Raw genomic sequence first — 23,522 nt, 5'->3', positions numbered from 1 at the left:
GTCACCGAGGTGACCGGGATGTCGGGGGCGCCCGTGCGGACGTGGGCGGGCAGGACCGTGCCCGCCGGAGGGGTGGTGATCTCCGGAGGCTTGGGGCGGCGGCGCAGCAGGCCGACGCGCTCATTGGCCGGGGTCATGACTCGTCGCCCCCCTACTTGCCCGTGACGGAGCCGAAGTCCACGCCGGAGCCGAGGAGCAGGCCCGCGCCGAGGAGGATCATCGTGGCCGGGACCATGAAGGTGGTGATCATCATGGTGGCCTTGGGGACCGCGCGGGCGGCCTTGCGGCGGGCGTTCTGCGCGTCCGTGCGGCGCATGTCCTTGGCCAGCGCGACCAGCGTGTCGACGATCGGCGCGCCGAGCTCCTCGCCCTGCTGCAGGGCGGTCACGAACATCGCCACCTGCTCGGAGTCGTTGCGGCGGCGCAGTTCGGCGAAGGCCTGGCGGCGGCTCATGCCGAGGTCCATCTGGCGCAGGGTGATGCGGAGTTCGTCCGCCCAGGGGCCCTCGTACTTGGCGGCGACGCGGTCCAGGGCCTGGCGGAAACCGAGGCCCGCGCTGACCACGACCGCGAGCACGTCCAGGAAGTCGGGGAGGGTCCGTTCGATCACGTCCTTGCGGATGCGGATCGCGGCCCAGATGCCGACCTCCGTCCAGAAGGCGCCGAAGGCGAACAGCAGGAGCGCGACGAAGATGCTGCCGCGCATGAGGAACACCAGGCCGCCCACGCCGCCGAGGAAGCCGTAGACCGCGCGGCGGGCGGCGTAGCGGTCGATGGTCAGGCCGCCGGGGTTGCCCGCGAGGTCGATCTTGCGGCGGTACCGGGCCACCAGCTTGGGGCCCATCAGGCGCAGGACGGCGGGGGCGTAGCGCATGCCGAGGCGGTCGATCAGCGAGTCCACCGCGCCGGTGCGGGTGGCGCCGACCTCCAGGGCCAGCGCGAGGTCGCCGGGCAGCTTGGCGTCCGCGCGGTACATGCGGACGCCGGCGAAGACGCCCCAGACGCTGAGGCCCATGACGAGGGCGAGCAGCAGTGCCATGCCGGCCTCACCTCCTTTCCGTGAACGGTGGACTCAGACGTCGATGCGGGACAGTCGGCGGATGAGGAAGAAGCCGACGGCGTACAGCGCGAAGGCGATGATCACGGCCCCCTGGCCGATGGGGGAGCCGGTCATGCGGTCCAGCGCGCCCGACTTGACGCCGTTCATCAGGAACAGCGAGCCCACGCCCAGCACCGGCACCGCGTACGAGGTCATGTTGACCTGGGAGAGCTGGGTGCGGACCTCGCGGCGGGTCTCCTTGCGCTCCTCCAGTGTCTCGGTGAGGTTGCGCAGGGCGCTCACCACCTGGCCGCCGGCCCGGTTGGACAGGACCAGGGTGGTGATCAGGACGACCAGTTCGCGGGAGGGGAGGCGGTCGGCCAGTTCGCCCAGCGCGTCGTCCATCGAGGCGCCGAGGGCCAGCTGATGGGCCACCTTGCCCAGTTCCTCGCCCGCGGGGGCCTCCAGCTCCTCGGCCGCCATGCCGATCGCGGTGCGCAGGGCGAGGCCGGCCTGGGTGGCATTGGCCAGGATGCGGGCCAGTTCCGGGAGTTGGTTGATGAACTTCTCGATGCGTTTCTGCCGCTGCCAGTTGAGGAACTGCAACGCCGCCCAGATGCCGAGGAGTCCGGCCAGCGGGCCGAAGAAGGGCGCCAGGGACGCCTGCCCGATCAGCCACAGGGCCGCCATCGTGGCGAGCATGTAGACGAAGAACTCGCCCGGGGTGACGTCCAGGCCGGTCGCGGCCAGCCGCAGCTCCAGTTTCCGGCCGAGCCGGGTGCGGCGCAGCCTGCGGTCCAGAGTGCGGAAGCGCCGGCGGCGGCCCACCGGGATCTGGCCGGTCTGCGAGAGCCGGTCGACCAGCGCCGCCCGCTGCGCCCGGCCGGTGGCGTAGGAGTGCAGGCCCATGACGGCCAGGACGCAGGTCAGCAGGGTGACGCCGACGGTCAGCGGGACGAGGGTGTGCAGATCCATGGGGACGGGTTCCTACCTGGCTTCTCGGGTGGCGAGCTGGTCTGCGGACTGGGCGACGCCGAAGGCCTGGGGGATGGGCTGGCCGGCCATGTAGAGGCGGTCGGCGGTGCGGCGCGGCAGCGGGTAGTACTCGAAGGTCCCGTGGACCCGGCCGTCGGCGGTCATGGGCAGTGCGGCGAAACGGGACACGGTGGCCAGCCGGTACGCCTCGCCGCCGTGGCTGTCGAGCAGCGCGATCTCGGTGACGCGGCGGGCGCCGTCGGCGAACCGGGTGAGCTGGACGATGACGTCGACGGCGCTGTTGATCTGGTCGTGCAGGGCCACGAAGGGGATCTCCACGTCGGACATGGAGGCCAGGGTCTGCAGGCGCATCAGCGCGTCCTCGGCGCTGTTGGCGTGCACGGTGGCGAGCGAGCCGTCGTGGCCGGTCGACATCGCCTGGAGCATGTCCAGCGACTCGCCGCCGCGGACCTCGCCGACGACGATGCGGTCGGGCCGCATGCGCAGCGAGTTGCGCACCAGGTCGCGGATGCTGACCTGGCCCCGGCCCTCCACGTTGGGCGGCCGGGACTCCAGCCGGATCACGTGCGACTGCTGGAGCTGGAGCTCGGCGGAGTCCTCGATGGTGATGATGCGCTCGCCCTCCGGGATGAGGCCGGACAGGGCGTTGAGCAGCGTGGTCTTCCCGGTGCCGGTGGCGCCGGAGACGATGACGTTGAACTTGGCCTGCACCAGCCCGGCGAGCAGGTACAGCATGTGCTCGTCCAGCGAGCCGAAGCCGATGAGTTCCTGGAGCGTGAAGGAGCGCGGGAAGCGGCGGATGGTGAGGATGGGGCCGGTGAGCGACAGCGGAGGGATGATGACGTTGACGCGCTCGCCGGACGGGAGGCGGGCGTCGACCATCGGATTGGACTCGTCCACGCGGCGGTTGACGGTCGAGACGATCCGCTCGATGGTCTGCATGAGCTGGTCGTGGGAGGCGAAGCGGAGCGGGAGCTGTTCGACCCGGCCGCCGCGCTCGACGAAGATCGCGTCGGGTCCGTTCACCATGATCTCGGTGATGGAGGCGTCCTCCAGGAGCGGTTCGAGGATGCCGAGGCCGAGGGCCTCGTCGACCACCCGGCGGATCAGCTGCGAACGCTCGGCGGTCGACAGGACCGGGCCCTCGCGGCTGATGATGTGCCCGAGCACCCGCTCCAGCCGCACCCGGCGCTCGGCGGCGGCCAGCGAACTCATCTCCGCGAGGTCGATCTCCTCCAGGAGCTTCGCCCGGTAGGAGGCGACCAGGTGACCGTCCTCGCCCCGACTGCTCTTCTCCTCGGGTGAGTTGATGCGTGCGCGGAGGCTCATGGGTCCTGCTTCCCCGGTCCGTTCCTCGGTCCGTTCCTCGTTCAGTGGTCGAGCGGCATGGTGGCGGTCTTGCGGGCGGGGTCGAAGTCCCAGCCGGGGACGATGGACGGGATGGTCACCGTCGCGGTGACGGTGACCGTGTCGCCGCCGGCGGCCTCCCCGCATCTGGTGCGGCCGGCCAGCCAGCCGGCCACCGCCTCCCGGCAGCCCGCTTGCGCGCCCATGCGGAGCGAGGCCGCGCGGGCCCCGGCCCGGGCCGCCGTGCCGGCCTGCTGGGCGGTGTACGCGATCAGCCCGATCTGGACGACGGCCATGGCGACGATCATCAGGATCGGGACGAACCCGAGGTACTCGAGGGCGGCCTGCCCGCGGTCGCGCCGCCCCCGCCCGGGCCGCGCGCGGTCCGGCAACCCGCGTTCGGGCCACCCGCGCTCCCGCCGTCCACGGCCGCGCCGCCCCCGCTCGTGCCACCCGCGCTGGTACGCCATGTCACTTCGCCTCCTCGACGGCGCCCGCGTGCCCGTGGATCCTCGGGAAGGGGAAGCCCACCGACCCGGGGAAGAGGACGGGCACCTCCAGATAGACGTCGGCCGTGACGTACCCGCCCGCGCCCGCGCCGCAGTTGATGTCGCCGCCCCGCCATGCGCTCGGCAGGTCCCGCCTGCCCTCCCGTTCGCACGCCGCCTGCCGGTCCTGAGCCGCCGTTCCCGCCCGTACGGCTTCGTCGGCAGCATTACCCGCGAGCGTGAACGTGTATCCCACCAGTACGGCCTGCCACAGCAGCACCAGCGTGATGATGATCGTCGGCAGCATCCCGAGGAACTCGACGGCGACCTGCCCGCTGTCCGAACGCAGCCGCGGTCGTCGATTCAAGGCGATCCCCAGTACCGTCATCACCCTCCCCCTGCCTCTCTGCGCCGCCGGAAGCTCACGGCTCCCCGGCCGCCGCCCTTCTGCGCCCCGTCGGGCGCCTTGACGAGTCCGAGCTCGCCCGCGAGGCCCCACAGGGCCTGTTTGACGACGCTCCTGCCGTCCAGTTCGTGGATGCGCCCGGCGTCCACCGCGCCCTGGAGCTCCTTGAAGTTGGCGGGGATCGCCGTGCCGGCCACCGCCGTTCCGGTGATCCGCTGGACGAGCGGCGGCTGGATCTCCGTACCGCGGGTGTGGCGGTTGACCACCACGGTGGTCTCCTCGGCCTTGCGGATCTGCAGCCGGTCCCACATCCGCACCGTGCGCTTGGCGGCGCGGACCGCGACCACGTCCGGGGTGGTCAGCAGCAGGGCCGTGTCGGCCATCTCGACGGCGGCCGCGGCCGCGCCGCTCATCTGGGCGCCGCAGTCGAGGACGACGACCTCGTAGCGGGAGCGCAGGGCGCTGACGATCTGGCGGGCGGCGCGGTCGGTGACCTCCTCGCCGCGTTCGCCCTCGCCGGGGGCGAGCAGCAGCGCGACGCCGGTGTCGTGCCGGAAGACGGCGTCGGCCAGGACGCGCGGCGAGATGTCGGTGATGGCGGCGAGGTCGACCACCGAGCGGCGGAACTGGACGTCGAGGTAGGAGGCGACGTCCCCGGCCTGGAGGTCCATGTCGACCAGGGCGGTGCTGTGTCCGGAGGCCTGGGCGGCGAGGGCGAGCTGGATGGCGGCCAGCGTGGCGCCCACGCCGCCCTTGGCGCCGCTGACGGTCACCACCCGGCCGCCGACGCCGCTGAACACGTCGCCGCCGTGGCCGAGGTGGCGCCGGACGCCCACCGACCACTGGGCCACCGCCTGGACCCGGCTGACCAGTTCCTCGTAGCTCAGGGGCAGGGCCACCAGGCCCCGGGCGCCGGCGTCCATGGCCGCGGAGAAGAGGCCGGGGCTCGCGTCGGAGGTGACGAGGATGACCCCGACGGCCGGGAAGCGCAGGGCGACTTCGCGGACCAGCTCCAGCGCGGGCACCGGGCCGATCCGCTCGTGCACCACCACGATCTCGGGCAGTTCGTCGACGGACTCGGCGGCCAGCCGTGCCAGGGTGTCGATGAGCTGGGTCGAGTCGGCGACCGGGGACACCGGCTCCGCGTCGGGGAGCTGGCTGAGCAGTGTCGTGATGGACCGGACCGCGTCCGCGTCACCGACTGCCGGGAGGATCCTGGTGGGCATGCGGGCCTCTCACTTGTCGTTCGCGAGTTCGTAGGTCCGGTCCTTGGCCGGGACGCTGGTGTCGCTGCCGGGGGCGACCAGCGCGAGCCGGACCCGCTGGGCGAAGGACTCGGCGTAGGTGATGCGCTGGGCGTCGATCGTGGTCAGCGCGAACGTGATGGGCACCGCGTCGGTGGGCTGCTGGTTCTTGTTGCCGGCGTCGGGCTCCAGGGCGGTGATCCGGCCGACGTCGAGCACCTTGGCGTTGGTGACGATGATCTTGGACTGGGCGGGGTCGCCCTCCCGCTGTCCGTCGAAGGTGGCGTACACGTTGACCGTGGAGCCCGGCGTGATCTTGCCGGCGACGCCGGTCGCCGCGTCGATCATGATGGCGACCTCCTGCTGCCCCGGCTGCAGCGCGGGCTGGTTCACGATCATGTCGCTCTGCAGCAGGGAGCCCGCGCGCAGCGTGGTGACCGCGATCTTGCCCTGGATCTGGGCCAGGTCGGTGACGGCGTTCGACGACAGCCACCGCTTGGGCATCTCGATCTTCTCGAACTGGCTGGTGTCCAGCGGCGTGTAGGGCTTCACATCGGTCCTGAGCCGGTACGCCGCGACCTCGGGGCCGACCTTGGACTTGACGTCCCCGATGACGGAGAGCACGCCCGCGAACGCGCCGAAGGCGCAGATGACGGACAGGAGCAGGAGTATCACGCCGCGGCGCTGACGGGAGTTCATGAACCGTGCAACCTCGTTGGGGATTCGGTCGGGCGGAGTCGAGTGGTCTGAGCGGTGTGCGCTGTTCCTCGGGTGTACTCGGTGCCGCCGGGGCTCCGGACGGCCGGTGCCGGGCGGTCCGGGGGCTACCCGGTGGGGACGGGACCGTCGTAGGCGGGCGGGGTGGCGGAGCAGAAGACGCAGCGGTCCCCGATGACGTCGATGCCGCACCAGTGGCAGACGCCCTGGCGCACCGAGGTGACCAGTTGGTAGAGGACCGACAGGTCGGGCAGGTAGGTGCAGAACTCCACGAGCCTGCCGGTCCCCCACCAGTGCGCGGACTCGGCGGGGAGCGCGGCCTCCCGCAGCCCCAGCACGTTCCACGACGGGGCGAGGGTGGCGCTGACCCAGTCCGACTGGAGCTGGCCCTTGGCGACCAGCATCCAGGTGCCGAACTCCGGTCCGTTCAGGGTCGCTTCGGGACCGATCCTGACCAGTTGCGGCGCGGGGTGCGCGACCACGCCGAACTGGCTCCCGGGCACCCAGGACTTGGCGTGCGTCCGCAGGCCGACGGGGACGCGGTCGAGCCGGGTGACGGAGTTCAGGACGGCGCCGGCGTGGATGTAGTGGGTGAGCAGCCGGCCCGCCGAGGCGAGCACGCCGGGGCTGAGGTCGCAGGACGCGAGCTGGCGCAACTGCCGTGCCAGCACGGCGAGTCCGAGCGGTGGCAACTCCGGGCGGAACAGCGCGATGCGGTCGCTCTCCAGCAGCGAGCGGACGGTGTGCAGCCGTTGTTCCACACCGCTGCCGACGGCCGCGGAACAGACGACGATCAGGTGTCCGTGCAGGTCGAGCAGGGCCTGCACCTCGGCCAGCGACTGCTCCAGCGGGCGGCGGTCCAGGTCGCGCAGGACGACGGCGGGCACCGTCCGCTCGTCCTGGGCGGGCAGCGCCATGTCGGCACTGGTCACAGCAATGGCAGTTGGCACGCGCAGCTCCCCGTTTCACGCCTGTCGGTACGCCGCCGTTCCCTGCGGCCCACCGAATCGACTTCACTGCGTGACTACCTCAGCACTGTATCCACGCCTCTGTGACCGGAGAACAGCGATTCTGTAGCTGCCTGGCAACTGTCCTTGCACAAGACACGTCAAACCAGGGCAGGACGAACATCCCGCGGGACCCAAAAGTGTGGGCCCGCGACGCACCGTTGACTCTGGGCCTTCGTTTGGGCCCCCGGGCCCACGCCCGGATCCCGCTCCCGCTCCTACGCTCGCCGTGCACGCAGGGGCTGTTGGCCGTGAGGCGGGAAGGGGTGCCGTGTGACGGGCGGGGGCGGCATGCGGACGTACGGAGCCGGGACGTCCGGGAGACCGGAGCGGGGCGCGCGGCGCCGTGTGCGTCGCCTCGACGACCGCGGCGCGACCGGGACCGAGTACCTCGGGATGATCGTGGTCTCGGTCGCGATCGCGCTCGGCGTCTCCGCCACCGGTGTCGGCCGCACCGTCTACGAGCGGATCACCGCGGAGATCTGCAAGGTGACCGGCGGCGGATCCTGCGGGCCGGGCGGCGGCGACGCGGGCCGGCCGCTCACCGACGGGGACTACGAGCCGGCGCTGTGCCAGGTGTCGAGCGTGACCGACAAGGCGGGCTCCAAGGCGAAGATCCTGTTCTGGGAGATCGGCAAGGAGTACGGCTTCCAGGAGCAGCACCTCAAGGCGCACACGGACGTCAACCACGACGGCAAGGTCGACGACCGGGACGAACTCGTCTACCTCACCTTCACGGACGCGGCCTCGGTGGCCGCCAAGAAGGACTTCAAGCCCGGCATGAAGGTGGGCCGGTTCGGGATGGACAAGGTGGAGCTGGGCGCCGGGATCAAGGTGACCAACGGCGACACCTGGGTCTTCGAGAGCCCGGAGGAGGCGCGGAAGTTCCGCGACGACATCGAGAAGCTGGAGATGTACCGGATGCGGCGCGAGTCGCCGGGCGGCGCGGACGCGAGCCTCGGCGACAGCATCCTCTACCTCTTCGGCACCGGCCCTCTGAAGGACGAGGAGGAGACGGAGAAGAGGGTGAAGGACCACCTCGGCGACGACCGGAAGATCACCTACGGCAAGGTGGGGCTGGAGGCCTCCGCGGCCGGCGGTCTGAAGATCTCGGCGGGTGACGAGAAGAAGCTGGGCGCCACGCTCGGCGGCAACTTCAAGTACGCCCCCGACGTCACCTGGACCGACAACGCCTACAAGAACACCAAGTCGTACACGTACTCCTCGTCCATCGAGTACGGCACCAAGGTGGGCTACGAGGCGGGCCCGCTGAGCGGCGACTACTCCGCCTCCACCACGCAGACCGGCACCATCACCGTCACCTACGACAAGACCACCGGCAAGCTGGTCCGCGTCGACATGACCCGCACCGTCGAGCAGGGCGGCCAGAAGGACGGCGCCAAGGTGGGCGGCGACAACGGGAAGTCCGGCGGCGACAAGCGCGGCGGCGGGGTGAGCGAGAAGGGCACCGACAGCGCCACCGGCATCGAGGTGGTCACCAACTCCGTCAGCTTCGACCCGGGCCCGGCGGGCGACCAGGACCGGGCCGTCGCCGAGCGGTGGCTGGACAGCAACAACGAGCAGGTCGCGACGCCCTTCCAGTACATGTTCGACGGCCACGCGCCGACCAGGCGTCCCGGTGACGACGACCCCTTCGGTCAACTGATGTTCGACAAGGGCAGGTCGAGCCGGATGACCTACACCGGCGAGGTGAACGCCGCCGAGTACGGCTTCGAGCTGAACCTCGGGCTCAGCCTGGGCCTGTCGATCAGCACCGAGAAGAAGTCGGAGACGCTGACGGACGCGCAGTTCCTGGGCGCCCCCCGCGGAGACGGCCGCGCCTACCTGCCCTACAGCTACTGTGCGAACTGATCGGGATCGGGGAAGAGTCATGCCAGCCGATCACCCCCGACGGGAGCCGCCACCGATGAACACCCGCCGTACCCATGGAGCCGTGGTCACGGGTCTGCTGACCGCCGCCCTGACCCTGTCCGCCTGCGGGAAGGACGGCTCCGGCACCGCCTCCGTGCCCGACGGGTGGGGGACCCTCGACACCAAGGGCGTCTCGGTGTCGTACCCCAAGGGCCCGCGGGGCTTCACCGAGCGGAGCGCGGCCGGGCGCGGCCGGTACAACGCGGCCGCGGCGGTGCGGAAGCAGGACGGCCGGACGGTCTCCGTCATCACCGTGCAACTGGACTTCACCAAGGCGGACTCGGCCGAGCAGGCCGCCATCGCCGCCGAGGCGGGCATCGAGATGGGGGCGAGGATCACCGGCGAGAGGGACGTGCAACCGGCCGGCGGCAAGGAGGCCAAGCGCGTCGACTTCACGTTCAAGGCCACGGGCGAGGACGGCGGTCCGCCCAGGGGCACGCCCGTGACGGGCGTGATCGTGACGGGCCTGGACTCGCACGGCAGGACCTACGCCGTCCGCGTCGACGCGGCCCGGGGCGCGCTGCCGGCCGCGGACCTGAAGAAGATCGTCGACTCGGTCGAGGTGCACTAGTGGAGGTTCCCGGTGCCGGTTATGTGGTCCTCGGCCTGCTGGTGGCCCTCTTCGGGGCGCTGGCGTGGAAGTACGCCGGACGCCTGCTGACGGTGGCCCGCGTCCTGCGGCGGGGTGTGCGCACCGGCGGCGAGTGCGTCCGCGTGGAGACGGAGCCGTATCACCGCTCCGACGCCACCCGCCACTGGTTCGCCTTCCACGCCGCCGACGGCACCCGCGTCGAGTTCGAGGACCTGGCGGGCTGGTCGATGACGGAGGGCACCCCGGTCACCGTCACCTACGACCCCCGGGACCCCGAGGGCACGGCGACCGTGGCCGGGCGGGGCAGTTGGTCCCCGGTCCTGCAGGCCCTGGCGCTGACCGCGGGCTGCGGCCTGGCGGCGCTGGGCTTCGCGACGGTGCTGGTGTACCAGGTCCTGGGCGGCCGGTGATGGCGCGCCAGGGCTGCGGAGCGCCCGCCGCCGCCGGTCCCGGCCCGCTGCTGTCCCTGGTGCGGTCCTGGGCGGCGGGCGTGGTCGTGCTGGTGGTCACGGAGTACGTCCAGATGTCGCTGCTGTACGCGCATCTGGTCGGCCCGCGGGGCGTGGGGTCGTTCGGCGCGGCCCTGCTGCTGGTGCATCTGCCGAACCTGGTCTGCGTCACGCTCGCCGTGTGGGCGGCGGCACGGGTGCATCCGGAGCCGTGGCGGGAGATGCCGGTGCGGCACACGGGGGCCGCGTGCGCGGTGCCCGCGGCCGCCCAGGTGCTGACGCTGTCGCTGCGGTGGGAGCGCAACGGCTTCGGGTCCCTCGCCTTCTGGATGTCCACGGCGGTGCTGCTGACGGGGTGCGCGGCGGGGCTGCTCCTGGACCGGTGGCGGGAGACGGGGGCGTAGGGGTCCGGAGCCGGGGAGCGAGCCCAAGGGACTTACCGGGCAGGGGCGTTGGGACGGACCGGAAGTGACCTGCGCGTTGGTCTGGACCTCTTGACAAGCCAATTGGTCTGGACCAACTTGTACGACCAGGACGACCTGACGGTGGCCACCGTCCGCTGCTCCTCCCCCTCCTCTCTCCCTCTCCCCCACGGAGGCCCCAGTGGACCGCGTACCAGCCATGCCCGGACGCAGACGGCTTCTGCGCGTCTGGTCGGGAGCCGTCACCGCGGCCCTCGCCCTCGCCCTCACCGGCGGCGGCCAGGCGTCGGCGGCGGACGTCGACAACGCCCGTAATCCCGGCTTCGAGTCGGGCCTCGGCGACTGGGCCTGCTCGGCCGGCAGCGGCACGGCCGTCTCCTCACCGGTGCACAGCGGCTCGGCCGCCCTGAAGGCGGCACCGGCCGGGCAGGACGACGCCCGGTGCGCCCAGACGGTCGCGGTGCGGCCCGGCGCCACGTACACGCTGAGCGCCTGGGTGCGGGGCGGGTACGCCTATCTCGGCGCGACCGGCACGGGCACCACGGACGTGTCCACCTGGACCCCGGACACGACGGCCTGGAAGCAGTTGTCGACGACCTTCACCACGGGCGCGTCGACGACGTCGGTGACCGTGTACCTGCACGGCTGGTACGGCCAGGCGGCGTACTACGCGGACGACGTGTCGGTCTTCGGGCCCGACGGCGGCGGGGGCGGCGGCCCCTCTCCGGGCGTCCCGTCGGCACCCGGCGGCCTGGCGGTGACCGGCACCACCTCGTCGTCCGTCTCGCTGTCCTGGAACTCGGTCCCGGGCGCCACCGGCTACCACGTCTACCGCGACGGCACCGAGGCGGCGGCGGTGACCGGCACCTCGGCCACGGCGACCGGCCTGTCCGCCGCCACCTCCTACTCCTTCCAGGTCACCGCGGCCAACGCGGCGGGCGAGTCGGCGAAGTCGGCCGCCGTGACCGGCACCACGGCGCCCTCCGGCGGCGGGACCGGGGTCCCGAAGCACGCGGTGACCGGGTACTGGCAGAACTTCGACAACGGCGCCACCGTCCAGAGGATCTCGGACGTCCCCGCCCAGTACGACATCATCGCGGTGGCGTTCGCGGACGCCACCTCCACGCCGGGCGCGGTCTCCTTCACGCTGGACTCCGCGGGCCTCGGCGGATACACCACCGACCAGTTCAAGGCGGACATCAGGGCCGAGCAGGCGGCGGGCAAGAAGGTCGTCGTCTCGGTCGGCGGCCAGAACGGCACGGTGTCGGTGAGCGATCCGGCGTCGGCGGCGAACTTCGCCGACTCGGTCCACTCGCTGATGCGGACCTACGGCTTCGACGGCGTCGACATCGACCTGGAGAACGGCCTGAACGCGACGTACATGACGCAGGCGCTGCGGTCCCTCTCGGCTAAGGCGGGCCCCTCGCTCGTCATCACGATGGCGCCGCAGACCATCGACATGCAGTCGACGTCGAACGCCTACTTCCAGACGGCCCTGAACATCAAGGACATCCTCACCGTCGTCAACATGCAGTACTACAACAGCGGTTCCATGCTGGGCTGCGACGGCAAGGTCTACAGCCAGGGCTCGGTCGACTTCCTGACGGCCCTGGCCTGCATCCAGCTGGAGGGCGGCCTGGCCCCCTCCCAGGTGGGCCTCGGCCTGCCGGCCTCCACCAGAGGGGCCGGCAGCGGCTACGTGTCGCCGGCGGTGGTGAACAACGCCCTGGACTGCCTGACCAAGGGCACCGGCTGCGGCGCCTTCAGGCCCTCGCGGACGTACCCGGACCTGCGGGGCGCGATGACCTGGTCGACCAACTGGGACGCCGCGTCGGGCAACGCCTGGTCGAACGCGGTGGGCCCGCACGTGCACGCGCTGCCGTGACCCGGGCCCCCTTCGTCGACGTACCGCGGCTAGGACTCCTGGCCGGCGGGCTCGGCATCGGCGGCCTCGGGCTGCTCGCCGTCCTTGTCCTGATCGCCGTCCAGGGCCTGCCGGCCGTCCCGGCCCCCCTCGCCGTGCTCGCCGTCCTCGAAGAACGCGTCGAGCACCGCGTCCAGTTGCGCCTCCCACTCCGGGAAGCGGCTCCTGGCCGCCGCCTCGATCTCGATCGGGTACCAGCGGCGGTCGGGGGTGTGCACGGTGACGGTGAACCGCTTGCCGAAGCGCGGCGTCGCCGTCTCGACGGCACCGATCTCGTCCCAGCGGAACTCGCACTCCTGGTCGTCGAGGGTGAGCCGTACGCCCCTGCCGTCGGCGACGATTCTCGCGCGGCGGTCGGACGCCTCGAAGACGGGACCCTCGGGGGCCGCCTCCGGCTCGGCGGAGGCCCCCGAGGGCGCCTCGGCGGAGTCCTCGGCGGACACCGCGGCGGACCCGGCCCGCTCCGGGGCCGCGCCCTCGCCGGGGGCGGTCTCCTCCGCGGCCTTCTCCCCGGGCCGCACCGGCACGGTGTCCTCCGGCTCCGCCGAAGCGGGCGAGGAGAGCCCGGGGATGAAGGCCGGGTCGAATCCGGCGCCCTCGAGGGGCTGGCTGCTCGAACCTATGCGCTGCTCCACGCGGGAAGTATGGACGATGTCCCTGTGCGGGCAACAGCCAACCCTCCTCCCACGGCGTTCACCTCGGCCACGACCGTGACCCGCGGCCCCGGGCGGCCGCGGGTCACGTCCGCGTCCGGGGCTACACGAAGACGCTCAGCCCCGCAGCCACCGCGAATCCGACCACCGACAGCACGCTCTCCAGCACCGTCCAGGTCTTCAGGGTGTCGCGCTCACTGATGCCGAAGTACTTGGCGACCATCCAGAAGCCGCCGTCGTTGACGTGTGAGGCGAAGATCGAACCGGCCGAGACGGCCATGATGACGAGGGCCACGAAGGCCTGCGAGTGGTGTCCCTCGGCCAGCAGCGGCGCCACGATGCCCGCCGTGGTCACGATCGCGACCGTGGCCGATCCCTGGGCCACCCGCAGCACCACGGAGATCAGGTACGCCAGCACGATCACCGGCAGCCCGACGCCGTTGAAGGTGTCCGACAGCGCCTGCGCGACCCCGCTCGCCTTGAGCACCGCGCCGAAGACCCCGCCCGCGCCGACCACCAGCAGGATGTTGCCGACCGGCTTAAGCGACGAGGTCGACACCGTCTCCAGGGACTTGCGGGACCAGCCGCGGCGGATGCCGAGCAGGTAGTAGGCGAGGAGCAGGGCGATGGTGAGGGCCACGAACGGGTGGCCGAAGAACTCGACGACCGAGCGGAGGGTGGAGGGGGCGAGGGCGATCGAGGAGAAGGTCGCGGCGAGGATGAGCACCAGCGGCGTACCGATGATGCCGAGGACGGTGGCCAGGGGGACCGGCTTCTCGCGCGGTTCGGCGCCCGCCGCGCGCTGCTCCTCGAGCACGGCGCGCCTGGCCTCGTCCGACGCCTCGACCATGTCCTGGGGCACGTCGACGAAGATGCGCCGGCCGATCCAGGCGGAGAACGCCCACGCGGCGAGCACCGCGGGGATGCCGCAGACGACGCCCATGAGGATGACCCAGCCGAGCTGCACGTGCAGCAGTCCCGCGGCGGCGACCGGGCCGGGGTGCGGCGGCAGGAAGGCGTGGGTCATGGACAGGCCCGCCAGCAGGGGCAGGCAGTAGAGCAGGATCGACTTGCCCGACCGTTTGGCGGCGGCGTAGACGAGGGGCGCGAGGACGAAGATGCCGACGTCGAAGAAGACCGGGATGCCGAAGATCAGGCCGGTCAGGCCCATGGCGAGGGGGGCTCGCTTCTCGCCGAACAGGTTCAGCAGCCGGGACGCCAGCACCTCGGCCCCGCCGCTGACTTCGAGGATCGCGCCGAGCATGGTGCCCAGGCCGATGATGATCGCGACATGGCCGAGGATGCCGCCCATGCCCGCCTCGATGGTGGAGACGGCGTCGGAACGCTGGACGGTGCCGAAGAGTTCGGTGACCGACAGGCCGGCCAGCAGGCCGACGGCTATGGAGACGGCGAGCAGCGCGACGAAGGGCTGGAGCCTCGCCTTGATGATCAGGAACAGCAGCAGGGCGATGCCGAGGGCGGCGACCAGCAGCAGTCCGGCGGTGCCGTCGACGAGGAGGAGCAGGCCACCGGTGTGCGGTGGCGCGGGCGGTGCGGAGGCGGCGAGCGGGAGGGACATACGGGGGTCCTCTGCGTAAGTACATGGAGCTTTCGGGCAGGGCGGAGCGCGGCACGGCTCCCCAGGGGGTGGGGGGCGCCGCGCCGTGCGGGCGTGCGGAGTGCGGGGGGTTGGGGTGAGGGACCGTCAGAAGTTCAGCCCAGTACGGCGAGCGCGTCGATCTCGATGAGGAGCCCGGCGGGGAGACCGACGTAGACGGTCGTGCGCGCGGCGGGCGGCTGGGTGAGGCCCTGCTCCTCGAAGTAGGCGTTGTAGAGCGCGTTCATCTCGGCGAAGTGGTCCACGTCGGTCAGATAGACGCGGATCATCATCACGTCGTCCCAGGTGGCGCCGCCCTCCTCCAGGATCGCCTTGACGTTGGCGAGGGTCTGGAGGGTCTGCTCGCGCAGGGTGGGACCGGCGGGCGTGGGCGCCCTGCCCTCCTCGGCGGGCAGGAAGCCGACCTGGCCGGCCACCTGGAGGATGTTCCCCTTGCGGACGCCGTGCGAGAACTTCGCGGGCGGGACGGTGTGGGTCTTCGGGGTGAGCGCGGTCTTCTCTGTCATGCGGTGTCCCTGTCTGGGGTCGGTACGGGGGTCCTGCCGGAGTACTCGCCGCTGATGGCGTCCGCGGTGCGGCGCACCAGCGGGAGCAGGGCGAGGAGTTCGTCGGCGGTGACGACGACGTTCGGCGCGGAGACCGACATCGCGGCGGCCACCCGGCCGTCGGCGCCGCGTACGGGGGCCGCGACGCAGTTGATGGACTCCTCGTGGCCGCCGAGGTCGGTGGCCCAGCCCTGTTCGCGCACCTTCTCCAGCTCGCGCAGGAAGGCGGCGGCGTCGGGCGTCGAACGGGGCGTGTAGGAGGGGTAGTCGAGCCGCTCCGCGACGGCGCGGCGCTCGGCTTCCGGCAGGTCGGCGAGCAGCAGTTTCGCCACGGCCGCGACCGTGATGGCGACCGGTTTGCCGATCCGGGAGTACATGCGCACCGGGTAGCGGCTCTCGACCTTGTCGATGTAGAGGACCTCGTTCTCCTCGTACACGGCGAGGTGGACGGTGTGGCCGCAGCTCTCGTTGAGGCGGACCAGGTGCGGGTGGGCGATCTCGCGGATGTCGAGGTTCTCCATCGCCTCCTGGGCGAGGGCGAAGAGCCGGGCGCCGAGGCGGTAGCGCTGGTCGGACTGGCGGTAGACCAGGCCGTGTTCGTGGAGGGTGCGCAGCAGGCGCAGCGCGGTGGACTTGTGCACGCCGAGCCGGTCGGCGACCTGCCCGAGGTCGGCGGGGCCCTCGGCGAGCAGCGGCAGGATGCTCAGCGCGCGGTCGACGGTCTGGCTCATGACGGACGTCCCTCCTCCTCGGCCCCCGGAGCGGTGCGCGTCCAGCCGGGGCCGAGTCGCAGTCTCCCCCACGCCTTCTCGTCCAGGGCGGCAAGACGGTCGGCGTGGTCGCGGGCCGGGGGCGCGGCGAGGTCGCCGGGGGCGGTGAGCGCGGCGGCGGCCGTCAGGTGACCGTGCCGGAGGCGGTCGCGAAGGGGCAGGGCGCGCAGGGTGGCGGAGAGGAACCCGGCGGCGAAGGCGTCCCCGGCGCCCACGTGGGCGACGACGTCGACCTCGGGCGCCCGGACGGACGTCGCGGTGCCGTCGGTGTCCGCCTGGCCCGCGGTGGTCCGGGCGAACGCCGTCGCCCCGGCGCCGCCCTGCTTGACGACGACGACGTCCGGCTCGGGCAGCGCCTCCCGGACGGCCCGGCCGCCGTGCAGCCCCCAGGCCGTGCGCGCCTCGTCCTCCCCGACGAACACGATGTCCGCCCCGCGCGCCAGTTCCAGCAGCACGCGCGCCCCGCCGGCGTCCCGCCACAGCCCCGGGCGGTGGTTGACGTCGAAGGAGACCAGCGGGCGGCCGGGGCGGCGGGCGGTCAGCTCGCGCATCAGGCCCAGGCAGCCGGCGGAGAGCGCGGCGGTGATCCCGGACAGGTGCAGCACGCGGCCCGCGCGCACGGCGTCCAGGTCGACGGTGTCCACCGCCATCGCGGAGGCCGCCGATCCGGCCCGGTAGTACGCCACCTCGTGCGCGTCGGTGGCCCGGTCGCCGGCGGTGCGGAAGTAGACGCCGGTCGGCCGCGCCGGGTCCCGCCGTACGGCCGTCACGTCGACGCCGTAGGCGCCGATGGCCTCGATCAGGTGGTCGCCGAAGCCGTCCGCGCCGACCCGGCCGACCCAGCGGGCGGAGTGCCCGGCGGCCGCGAGCACGCAGGCCACGTTGGACTCGGCGCCGCCGATGGCCCGCGCGAAGGTGGGGACGTCGGCGAGGCGTCCCGGGCGGGAGGGCAGGAACGTGACCATGGACTCGCCGAGCGCCACGACGTCCACGGCGTCCACGGCGCCGGGGCCGTTGCGGGGTCCGGTGGCGGTCACGATGCTCGTAGCTCCTCGGGTTCGGCGGCGGGGCCTTTCGTTGACCCCGCGTCGGCCGAGATGTTAGACAGCGCACAACGACATACGCAATGAATGTTGCACATGATGCAACGCACCAGATCAGGAGGCTCCATGGGCACCGAGGCGCTCGCCCGCCTGGCCGAGGAACGTGTCGACCACCGCTTCAAGGGCCTCCCGCCGGACGCCGACGGGCTGACCGTCGGCGAGCTGGCCGCCCAGCGCCGCAACCTCTTCACCGGAGGCTTCGCCACCCCCGTGCTCGCCCTCTCCGCCGAGCGCCTGGAGCACAACCTGCGCCTCATGGAGACCTACGCCGCCCGGCACGGCCTCGCCTTCGCCCCGCACGGCAAGACCTCCATGGCCCCGCGGCTCTTCCAGCGCCAGATCGAGCACGGCGCCTGGGGCATCACCCTCGCGGTGCCGCACCAGGTCCGGGTGGCGCGGGCCTTCGGCGTCGAGCGGGTCTTCCTCGCCAACGAGGTCGTCGACGCGGCCGCGCTGCGCTGGATCGCCGCCGAACTCGCCGCCGACCCGGCCTTCCGCCTCGTCGCCTACGTCGACTCCGTGCGCGGGGTGGAACTGATGGACGCGGCGCTGCGGGGGGCGGCGCGGCCGGTGGACGTCGTGGTGGAACTGGCCGCCGGCGAGGGCGCCCGGACCGGTGTGCGCACGGAGGCGGAGTGCGCGGCCGTCGCGGACGCGGTGGCCGCGACGCCGGCCCTGCGGCTGGTCGGTGTCGCCGGGTACGAGGGCGAGGTGCCGCGGGCGGACCCGGAGCGGGTAGGGGCCTGGCTCGGCCGGCTGGTGGCGCTGGCCGTGGACTTCGACAAGGCCGGCCGGTTCGCCGGCGTGGACGAGATCGTCGTCAGCGCGGGCGGCAGCGCCTGGTTCGACGCGGTGGCCGAGGTGTTCGCCGCGATCCCCGAACTCTCCCGCCCCGTGCTGAAGCTGCTGCGCTCCGGCGCCTACGTCTCGCACGACGACGGCCACTACCGGAAGCTGACCCCCTTCAACCGGGTGCCCGAGGAGGGCGCCCTGGAGCCCGCGTTCCGGCTGTGGACGCAGGTGGTCTCGCGGCCCTCCCCCGAGCAGGCCTTCGTCAACGCGGGCAAGCGGGACGCGGCCTACGACCTCGACCTGCCCTTCGCCCAGGTGGTCCGCCGGGACGGCGTCGAGCGCCCGGCCACCGGCATCACCGTCACCGCCCTGTCCGACCAGCACGCCTGGCTGCGCACCGGACCGGAGGCGGACCTGGCGGTGGGCGACTGGGTGGGCCTCGGGCTGTCCCACCCGTGCACCTCCTTCGACAAGTGGCCGCTGATCCCGCTCGCCGAGGCGGACGGCACGGTCGTCGACTACGTCCGCACGTTCTTCTAGGAGGCGCCGTATGGATCAGGTGGAGCTCGCCGACTTCGCCGACCTCGTCGTGCGGGACGCGGAGGTCGTCGACGGCAGCGGCGCGCCCTCCTACCGCGCCGACGTGGCGGTCCTGGGCGGCAGGATCGTGTCGATCGTCAAGGAGGCCGCGGCCGCGGGCTGCCAACGACCGCGGGCGAGGAGGGAGCTGGACGCCGAGGGCCTGGTGCTCTCCCCCGGGTTCATCGACATGCACGCGCACAGCGACCTCGCCCTGCTGCGCGACCCGGACCACAGCGCGAAGGCCGCGCAGGGGGTCACGCTGGAGGTCCTGGGCCAGGACGGGCTGTCGTACGCGCCGGTCGACGAGCGCACGCTGGAGGAGGTGCGCCGAGCCATCACCGGCTGGAACGGGTACGGCGAGGACGTCGACTTCACCTGGCGGTCGGTCGGCGGGTACCTGGACCGGCTCGACCACGGCTTCGGCGGCGAGGGCATCGCGGTCAACGCCGCCTACCTGGTCCCGCAGGGCACGGTCCGCGCGCTCGCCGTCGGCTGGGAGGACCGCCCGGCCACGCCCGGGGAGCTGGCCCGGATGCGGCGGCTGGTCGCCGAGGGGCTGGAGCAGGGCGCCGTCGGGCTGTCGTCCGGGCTCACCTACACGCCGGGCATGTACGCGCCGGACGCGGAACTGACCGAACTGTGCGGGGTGGTGGCCTCCTACGGCGGCTACTACTGCCCGCACCACCGCTCCTACGGCGCGGGCGCGCTGGAGGCGTACGCGGAGATGGTGGCCCTGACCCGGGCGGCGGGCTGCCCGCTGCACCTCGCGCACGCCACCTTGAACTTCGGCCCGAACAAGGGCCGGGCGCCCGAGCTGCTGGCGCTGCTGGACGAGGCGCTCGCCGCAGGCGCCGACATCACGCTCGACACCTATCCCTACACCCCCGGCTGCACCACCCTCGCCGCGCTGCTGCCGAGCTGGGCGAGCGAGGGCGGCCCCGAGGAGGTGCTCAGGCGGCTCGCGGACGAGGAGACCGCGGCGCGGATCCGCCGCGACCTGGAGGTCACCGGCTCGGACGGCTGCCACGGCGTCCCCGTGGAGTGGGACACGGTCGAGATCTCCGGGGTCGCCGATCCGGCGCTGGCCGAGTACGTCGGCCGCACGGTGCGGGAGTCGGCGGACCGGCGGGGCGAGGAGCCCTGGACGACCGCGCGCCGGCTGCTGGTGGAGGACCGGCTCGGCTCGACGGTCCTCCAGCACGTGGGCCACGAGGAGAACGTGCGGGCCATCATGCGCCACCGGGTCCACACCGGCGGCTCCGACGGCATCCTGCGGGGCGCCAAGCCGCATCCGCGCGCCTACGGCACCTTCCCGCGCTACCTCGGGCGGTACGTGCGGGAGCTGGGCGTGCTGTCGCTGGAGGAGTGCGTCGCGCACCTCACCGGGCGTCCGGCGGCCCGGCTGCGCCTGCCGGACCGGGGGCTGGTGCGCGAGGGGTACCGGGCCGACCTGGTCCTCTTCGACCCGGCCACGGTCGCGCCGGGCTCGACGTTCGAGCAGCCGCGGGCGCTGCCGACGGGCATCCCGTACGTGCTGATCGACGGCCGGTTCGTGATCGAGGACGGCCGGCGCACGGACGTACTGGCGGGGCGGGCGGTGCGCCGCACTCCGGCGTGAGGGGCGGCCCGTGCGCCGCACCACGGCGTGAGGGGCGGGCGGTCCGCGTCGCTCGGTGGGACGGGAGGCGGGCGGTCCGCCGCGCCGCGGTGTGACCGCCCGCCCCTCTCCGCTTCCGGTCCCGGTCCCGGTCGGCGGGCCCTACGGCTTGGGCAGGGTGCAGTCGCTCGCGCTCAGGTTCAGCTTGTTGCCGGCACCGAAGCACGCCGCGATCTGGTACGTCTCCTCGGCGTAGTTGATGCCCTGTCGGACGGTCACGTTGCCGTTCTCGTCCACCTCGCACGGGTTGTTGACGGTGCAGGACTCGCCGTCCTCGTTGCCGGTGTTGTTGACGGCGACGACCTTGCCGGTGGCGACGTCGACGACGGGCGAGCCCGAGGTGCCGCCGATGGTGTTGCAGGCGGAGGTGTAGCGGACCGAGTCCTTCCAGGTCCAGTCGCCCTCCTTGAGGCGGTAGACGAAGCCGTCGACGTTGCAGCTGTAGATCCGCTTCCAGTAGCCGGAGACGACCTTGATGGCGCTGCCGGCGACCGGGTGCGTGTCGCTCATGGTGAGCGCGTTGATCCCGTACGAGCTCTTGATCTGCGCGTAGCTGCGGGTGAGCTGGTAGATCGTGACGTCCGTGTCCGTCATGGTCGAGTAGGCGACCTTGCTCGCGCGGAGCGTGCCGATCCGGGTACCGGCCGAGTTGAGCAGGCCGAAGGAGCGGCTGGAGGCCTGGTCGACGACGACCTCGCCGGGCGCGGGGAAGCCGGTCTCCAGGCAGTGGCCGTTGGTGAGCACCAGGGCCGGGTCGCTGTCGGCGGAGCCGGGGAAACGGATCACGGAGCCGGAGCAGTTGCTCAGCGAGACGGTGCCCGCGAAGCCGACGGCCTGGATCGCGGGCGCGGTTCTCGTCGCCGCGGTGGCGCGGGCCGGCGCGTCCGTCGTCGGCGCGGCGACCGCGGGTGCCGCCCCCGCCCCGGTGATCACCAGGGTCGCGAGGGTGGCAAGGAGAGGCTTGTTCATGTGGGGGTCCCCTCTTGAGACGCGGGCGACCGGAGATCTTCCGGCCGCCTGTCTTGTCATGCGCATTGTGATGGCGCGAGGGGTGCGCCACAAGAAGACGTCAGCGGCCCGCGGGGGCGGACCGCCCGTCAACAGGCCGAATGTGTCCGCTACTTGGGCCCTTTGGTGCCTCTGCCGCGCCCCCTGCCGGGCAGGTCCCCGGCGGGGGACGACGTGGCGGTCGCGGTGGGCGCGGTGGTGGTCGTGGGGGTGGGGGCGCCGGAGGATGTCGGAGAGGGAGAGCCGCTCCGCCCCTCCGCCGACGCGCTCTGCGAGGCGTCGGCGCCCGTGCTCGACGAGCCCGCGCCCGAGGCGCTGCCGGCCTCCGGCGCGCCGCCGGCCGGATCGGAGGCCGACCCCGGGGAGCCGGCGGGGGCCTCCCCCGGCAACGTGACCCTCCCGGCCGAGGGCCCCGTACCGCCCCGCTCGCCCTGCGTCCCGTCCGACGAGGACATGGCGGAGACCCCGGCGATCACCGCGAGGGAGACGGCCCCCAGCGCCCCGGCGGCGAGCAGCACGCGCCGGGACCGGCCGTCACCGGCCCGCTCCTTCCTGCGCCCCCGGCGGCCGCCCCGATGGCCCTGAAGGTCCGGACCCGGTTCCGCGAATTCGCCGTCCGGCACGGAGGGCAGTTCGCACGTCTCGTCGAACGCGTTCTGCCAGCCGTGGGCGTACGCCGGGTCGGTGTAGTCGTCGTACGTCGGAGTGGCCGCGGTCTGCGGGTGGTACACGTTCGGCTCACCCTGGGGCGCCCCCTCTGTGGGCGGCACTCCGTGGACGTCGGGAGGCATGGACATGGCCGGAAAGTCTAGGTGCCGCAGGGGTCCGAGAGACAGCTACCGACGGTAACCACCCATTCCGACGCGTCTCACGTGGCGGAAAACACCACCCAAAGAGCATTACCCGGCCGTAAGCTCCCAAGCATGCAGGTGATCCAGTCGACGAAGCTCGCCAACGTCTGTTACGAGATCCGGGGCCCGGTGCTCGAGGAGGCGATGCGGCTGGAGGCGGCCGGCCACAGGATCCTCAAGCTCAACACGGGCAACCCTGCCGCGTTCGGCTTCGAGTGCCCGCCCGAGATCCTGGAGGACATCCTCCGCAACGTGTCGTCGGCCCACGGCTACGGCGACGCCAAGGGCCTGCTGGCCGCGCGCCGCGCGGTCGTCATGCACAACCAGACCCTCGGCATCGAGACGGACGTCGAGCACGTCTTCATCGGCAACGGCGTCTCCGAGCTGATCGTGATGGCGATGCAGGGGCTGCTGGACGACGGCGACGAGGTCCTGGTCCCGGCGCCGGACTACCCGCTGTGGACGGCCGCGGTCTCCCTGTCCGGCGGCACGGCGGTCCACTACCGCTGCGACGAGCAGTCGGACTGGATGCCCGACCTCGCCGACGTGGAGCGGAAGGTCACCGACCGCACCAAGGCGATCGTCATCATCAACCCGAACAACCCGACGGGCGCGGTCTACGACGAGGCGGTGCTGAAGGGCCTGACCGACATCGCCCGGCGGCACAACCTGCTGGTCTGCTCGGACGAGATCTACGACAAGATCCTCTACGACGGCGCCACGCACACCCCGACGGCGGCGGTCGCCCCGGACCTGCTGACCCTGACCTTCAACGGCATGTCGAAGGCGTACCGGGTGGCCGGCTACCGGGTCGGCTGGATGTCGATCTCCGGGCCCCGGGCGCACGCCGACTCCTACATCGAGGGCCTGACCATCCTGGCGAACATGCGCCTGTGCGCGAACATGCCGGGACAGCACGGCGTGGTCGCGGCGCTCAGCGGGCGGCAGACCATCGGCGACCTGGTGCTGCCGGGCGGGCGGCTGAAGGAGCAGCGGGACGTGGCCTACGAGCTGCTCACGCAGATCCCGGGCGTGAGCTGCGTGCGGCCGAAGGGCGCGCTGTACCTCTTCCCCCGGCTCGACCCCAACGTGTTCAAGATCAAGGACGACCGGCGGATGGTCCTGGACCTGCTGCGCCAGGAGAAGATCATGGTCGTCCAGGGCACCGGGTTCAACTGGCCCGAGCCGGATCACTTCCGGGTCGTCACCCTGCCCACGGTCGGGGACCTGCGCGACGCGGTGGGACGGATCGGCAACTTCCTCGAAGGCTACGGCCAGCCCTGACGCCCCTCCCGGCCCCGCCCTCACGCAGGGTGTCCCTACGGTCCGGTTCCGCGAACCGAGGCCGCAGGCCGGTGGTCCACGCCCCGCGCCGCCGCG

The 23,522-nt window shown here is 72.4% G+C and carries 23 protein-coding genes; 8 read left to right on the top strand and 15 right to left on the bottom strand.

Going from position 1 to position 23,522, the window contains the following annotated elements:
* Nucleotides 1-151: 151 nt before the first annotated feature.
* The 8 genes from ACIPM1_RS04405 to ACIPM1_RS04370 form a co-directional block, all read right to left on the bottom strand.
* The gene (locus ACIPM1_RS04405; RefSeq protein WP_356189540.1) at nt 152-1,039 is read right to left on the bottom strand and encodes a DUF5936 domain-containing protein; all 888 of its coding nucleotides are present in this window, start codon (nt 1,037-1,039) and stop codon (nt 152-154) included.
* A 33-nt stretch (nt 1,040-1,072) separates the two neighbouring features.
* A complete protein-coding gene (locus tag ACIPM1_RS04400; protein WP_356189538.1) occupies nt 1,073-2,014 on the bottom strand; it encodes a type II secretion system F family protein in 942 nt (313 codons plus the stop codon).
* Nucleotides 2,015-2,026: 12 nt separating this feature from the next.
* Complete coding sequence (locus ACIPM1_RS04395; protein WP_402428758.1) at nt 2,027-3,364, bottom strand: CpaF family protein; 1,338 nt, start codon at nt 3,362-3,364, stop codon at nt 2,027-2,029.
* A gap of 41 nt (nt 3,365-3,405) precedes the next feature.
* On the bottom strand, nt 3,406-3,852 hold the full coding sequence (locus tag ACIPM1_RS04390; RefSeq protein ID WP_402428755.1) for a TadE/TadG family type IV pilus assembly protein: 447 nt from the start codon (nt 3,850-3,852) through the stop codon (nt 3,406-3,408).
* Between the two features lies 1 nt (nt 3,853).
* The gene (locus tag ACIPM1_RS04385) at nt 3,854-4,258 is read right to left on the bottom strand and encodes a TadE/TadG family type IV pilus assembly protein (RefSeq protein ID WP_402428752.1); all 405 of its coding nucleotides are present in this window, start codon (nt 4,256-4,258) and stop codon (nt 3,854-3,856) included.
* The gene (locus ACIPM1_RS04380; RefSeq protein ID WP_402428749.1) at nt 4,258-5,502 is read right to left on the bottom strand and encodes a CpaE family protein; all 1,245 of its coding nucleotides are present in this window, start codon (nt 5,500-5,502) and stop codon (nt 4,258-4,260) included. Before ACIPM1_RS04380 ends, ACIPM1_RS04385 begins: the two co-directional genes overlap by 1 nt.
* A gap of 9 nt (nt 5,503-5,511) precedes the next feature.
* Nucleotides 5,512-6,219, bottom strand: a complete 708-nt coding sequence (cpaB, locus tag ACIPM1_RS04375) for a Flp pilus assembly protein CpaB (protein WP_356189528.1) — start codon at nt 6,217-6,219, stop codon at nt 5,512-5,514.
* Between the two features lie 125 nt (nt 6,220-6,344).
* The gene (locus ACIPM1_RS04370; RefSeq protein ID WP_402428745.1) at nt 6,345-7,187 is read right to left on the bottom strand and encodes a hypothetical protein; all 843 of its coding nucleotides are present in this window, start codon (nt 7,185-7,187) and stop codon (nt 6,345-6,347) included.
* Nucleotides 7,188-7,592: 405 nt separating this feature from the next.
* On the opposite strand from ACIPM1_RS04370, the gene ACIPM1_RS04365 reads away from it, so the two are divergent.
* The 5 genes from ACIPM1_RS04365 (at nt 7,593) to ACIPM1_RS04345 (ending at nt 12,524) form a co-directional block, all read left to right on the top strand.
* The gene (locus tag ACIPM1_RS04365; RefSeq protein WP_402428743.1) at nt 7,593-9,116 is read left to right on the top strand and encodes a Flp family type IVb pilin; all 1,524 of its coding nucleotides are present in this window, start codon (nt 7,593-7,595) and stop codon (nt 9,114-9,116) included.
* 55 nt (nt 9,117-9,171) lie between these two features.
* Nucleotides 9,172-9,747: a hypothetical protein gene (locus ACIPM1_RS04360; protein ID WP_402428739.1), complete on the top strand. Its 576-nt coding sequence runs from the start codon at nt 9,172-9,174 to the stop codon at nt 9,745-9,747.
* Entirely contained in the window at nt 9,747-10,178 is a 432-nt protein-coding gene (locus ACIPM1_RS04355) for a DUF3592 domain-containing protein (RefSeq protein WP_402428736.1), read from the top strand. The genes ACIPM1_RS04360 and ACIPM1_RS04355 overlap by 1 nt, the downstream gene beginning before the upstream one ends.
* Nucleotides 10,178-10,621 (top strand): hypothetical protein, encoded by a 444-nt coding sequence (locus ACIPM1_RS04350; RefSeq protein ID WP_402429403.1) that lies wholly within the window; start codon nt 10,178-10,180, stop codon nt 10,619-10,621. The genes ACIPM1_RS04355 and ACIPM1_RS04350 overlap by 1 nt, the downstream gene beginning before the upstream one ends.
* A gap of 217 nt (nt 10,622-10,838) precedes the next feature.
* Nucleotides 10,839-12,524 (top strand): chitinase, encoded by a 1,686-nt coding sequence (locus ACIPM1_RS04345; RefSeq protein ID WP_402429400.1) that lies wholly within the window; start codon nt 10,839-10,841, stop codon nt 12,522-12,524.
* 29 nt (nt 12,525-12,553) lie between these two features.
* Here the strand turns inward: ACIPM1_RS04345 and ACIPM1_RS04340 are convergent, their stop codons facing one another.
* The 5 genes from ACIPM1_RS04340 to ACIPM1_RS04320 form a co-directional block, all read right to left on the bottom strand.
* A complete protein-coding gene (locus ACIPM1_RS04340) occupies nt 12,554-13,198 on the bottom strand; it encodes a hypothetical protein (protein WP_402428733.1) in 645 nt (214 codons plus the stop codon).
* 121 nt (nt 13,199-13,319) lie between these two features.
* Nucleotides 13,320-14,795 (bottom strand): GntP family permease, encoded by a 1,476-nt coding sequence (locus ACIPM1_RS04335; RefSeq protein WP_402428730.1) that lies wholly within the window; start codon nt 14,793-14,795, stop codon nt 13,320-13,322.
* A 134-nt stretch (nt 14,796-14,929) separates the two neighbouring features.
* Nucleotides 14,930-15,340: a RidA family protein gene (locus ACIPM1_RS04330; protein WP_402428727.1), complete on the bottom strand. Its 411-nt coding sequence runs from the start codon at nt 15,338-15,340 to the stop codon at nt 14,930-14,932.
* Nucleotides 15,337-16,110, bottom strand: coding sequence for an IclR family transcriptional regulator (locus tag ACIPM1_RS04325; protein ID WP_402428725.1), 774 nt, complete (start codon nt 16,108-16,110; stop codon nt 15,337-15,339). Before ACIPM1_RS04325 ends, ACIPM1_RS04330 begins: the two co-directional genes overlap by 4 nt.
* The gene (locus tag ACIPM1_RS04320; protein ID WP_402428722.1) at nt 16,107-17,186 is read right to left on the bottom strand and encodes a sugar kinase; all 1,080 of its coding nucleotides are present in this window, start codon (nt 17,184-17,186) and stop codon (nt 16,107-16,109) included. The genes ACIPM1_RS04325 and ACIPM1_RS04320 overlap by 4 nt, the downstream gene beginning before the upstream one ends.
* 132 nt (nt 17,187-17,318) lie before the next feature.
* Between ACIPM1_RS04320 and ACIPM1_RS04315 the strand changes: the two genes are divergently transcribed.
* Together ACIPM1_RS04315 and ACIPM1_RS04310 are read left to right on the top strand one after the other, a co-directional pair.
* Nucleotides 17,319-18,584, top strand: a complete 1,266-nt coding sequence (locus ACIPM1_RS04315) for an amino acid deaminase (RefSeq protein ID WP_402428719.1) — start codon at nt 17,319-17,321, stop codon at nt 18,582-18,584.
* 10 nt (nt 18,585-18,594) lie between these two features.
* Nucleotides 18,595-20,244, top strand: a complete 1,650-nt coding sequence (locus tag ACIPM1_RS04310; RefSeq protein WP_402428716.1) for an amidohydrolase family protein — start codon at nt 18,595-18,597, stop codon at nt 20,242-20,244.
* A 141-nt stretch (nt 20,245-20,385) separates the two neighbouring features.
* Here ACIPM1_RS04310 and ACIPM1_RS04305 read toward each other — a convergent pair whose 3' ends face one another.
* Both ACIPM1_RS04305 and ACIPM1_RS04300 read right to left on the bottom strand, forming a co-directional pair.
* Nucleotides 20,386-21,252, bottom strand: coding sequence for a serine protease (locus tag ACIPM1_RS04305; protein ID WP_402428714.1), 867 nt, complete (start codon nt 21,250-21,252; stop codon nt 20,386-20,388).
* Nucleotides 21,253-21,401: 149 nt separating this feature from the next.
* Nucleotides 21,402-22,088: a hypothetical protein gene (locus ACIPM1_RS04300; protein ID WP_402428711.1), complete on the bottom strand. Its 687-nt coding sequence runs from the start codon at nt 22,086-22,088 to the stop codon at nt 21,402-21,404.
* Between the two features lie 126 nt (nt 22,089-22,214).
* Between ACIPM1_RS04300 and ACIPM1_RS04295 the strand changes: the two genes are divergently transcribed.
* A complete protein-coding gene (locus ACIPM1_RS04295) occupies nt 22,215-23,426 on the top strand; it encodes a pyridoxal phosphate-dependent aminotransferase (RefSeq protein WP_402428708.1) in 1,212 nt (403 codons plus the stop codon).
* The last annotated feature ends 96 nt before the right edge of the window (nt 23,427-23,522 follow it).

Origin of the sequence: Streptomyces sp. NPDC086766, assembly GCF_044746005.1 — a bacterium.
In the GTDB taxonomy this organism is placed as follows: Bacteria; Actinomycetota; Actinomycetes; order Streptomycetales; family Streptomycetaceae; genus Streptomyces.
Note: the sequence above shows the minus strand (reverse complement) of the source record. Positions and strands in the feature narration are given on the sequence as shown.

Bases quoted from the DNA above. Each gene is read 5' to 3' on its own strand.
- ACIPM1_RS04405 (WP_356189540.1), bottom strand. From the start codon at position 1,039: ATGGCACTGCTGCTCGCCCTCGTCATGGGCCTCAGCGTCTGGGGCGTC.
- ACIPM1_RS04400 (WP_356189538.1), bottom strand. From the start codon at position 2,014: ATGGATCTGCACACCCTCGTCCCGCTGACCGTCGGCGTCACCCTGCTG.
- ACIPM1_RS04395 (WP_402428758.1), bottom strand. From the start codon at position 3,364: ATGAGCCTCCGCGCACGCATCAACTCACCCGAGGAGAAGAGCAGTCGG.
- ACIPM1_RS04390 (WP_402428755.1), bottom strand. From the start codon at position 3,852: ATGGCGTACCAGCGCGGGTGGCACGAGCGGGGGCGGCGCGGCCGTGGA.
- ACIPM1_RS04385 (WP_402428752.1), bottom strand. From the start codon at position 4,258: ATGACGGTACTGGGGATCGCCTTGAATCGACGACCGCGGCTGCGTTCG.
- ACIPM1_RS04380 (WP_402428749.1), bottom strand. From the start codon at position 5,502: ATGCCCACCAGGATCCTCCCGGCAGTCGGTGACGCGGACGCGGTCCGG.
- cpaB (WP_356189528.1), bottom strand. From the start codon at position 6,219: ATGAACTCCCGTCAGCGCCGCGGCGTGATACTCCTGCTCCTGTCCGTC.
- ACIPM1_RS04360 (WP_402428739.1), top strand. From the start codon at position 9,172: ATGAACACCCGCCGTACCCATGGAGCCGTGGTCACGGGTCTGCTGACC.
- ACIPM1_RS04350 (WP_402429403.1), top strand. From the start codon at position 10,178: ATGGCGCGCCAGGGCTGCGGAGCGCCCGCCGCCGCCGGTCCCGGCCCG.
- ACIPM1_RS04345 (WP_402429400.1), top strand. From the start codon at position 10,839: ATGCCCGGACGCAGACGGCTTCTGCGCGTCTGGTCGGGAGCCGTCACC.
- ACIPM1_RS04335 (WP_402428730.1), bottom strand. From the start codon at position 14,795: ATGTCCCTCCCGCTCGCCGCCTCCGCACCGCCCGCGCCACCGCACACC.
- ACIPM1_RS04330 (WP_402428727.1), bottom strand. From the start codon at position 15,340: ATGACAGAGAAGACCGCGCTCACCCCGAAGACCCACACCGTCCCGCCC.
- ACIPM1_RS04325 (WP_402428725.1), bottom strand. From the start codon at position 16,110: ATGAGCCAGACCGTCGACCGCGCGCTGAGCATCCTGCCGCTGCTCGCC.
- ACIPM1_RS04315 (WP_402428719.1), top strand. From the start codon at position 17,319: ATGGGCACCGAGGCGCTCGCCCGCCTGGCCGAGGAACGTGTCGACCAC.
- ACIPM1_RS04310 (WP_402428716.1), top strand. From the start codon at position 18,595: ATGGATCAGGTGGAGCTCGCCGACTTCGCCGACCTCGTCGTGCGGGAC.
- ACIPM1_RS04305 (WP_402428714.1), bottom strand. From the start codon at position 21,252: ATGAACAAGCCTCTCCTTGCCACCCTCGCGACCCTGGTGATCACCGGG.
- ACIPM1_RS04300 (WP_402428711.1), bottom strand. From the start codon at position 22,088: ATGTCCATGCCTCCCGACGTCCACGGAGTGCCGCCCACAGAGGGGGCG.
- ACIPM1_RS04295 (WP_402428708.1), top strand. From the start codon at position 22,215: ATGCAGGTGATCCAGTCGACGAAGCTCGCCAACGTCTGTTACGAGATC.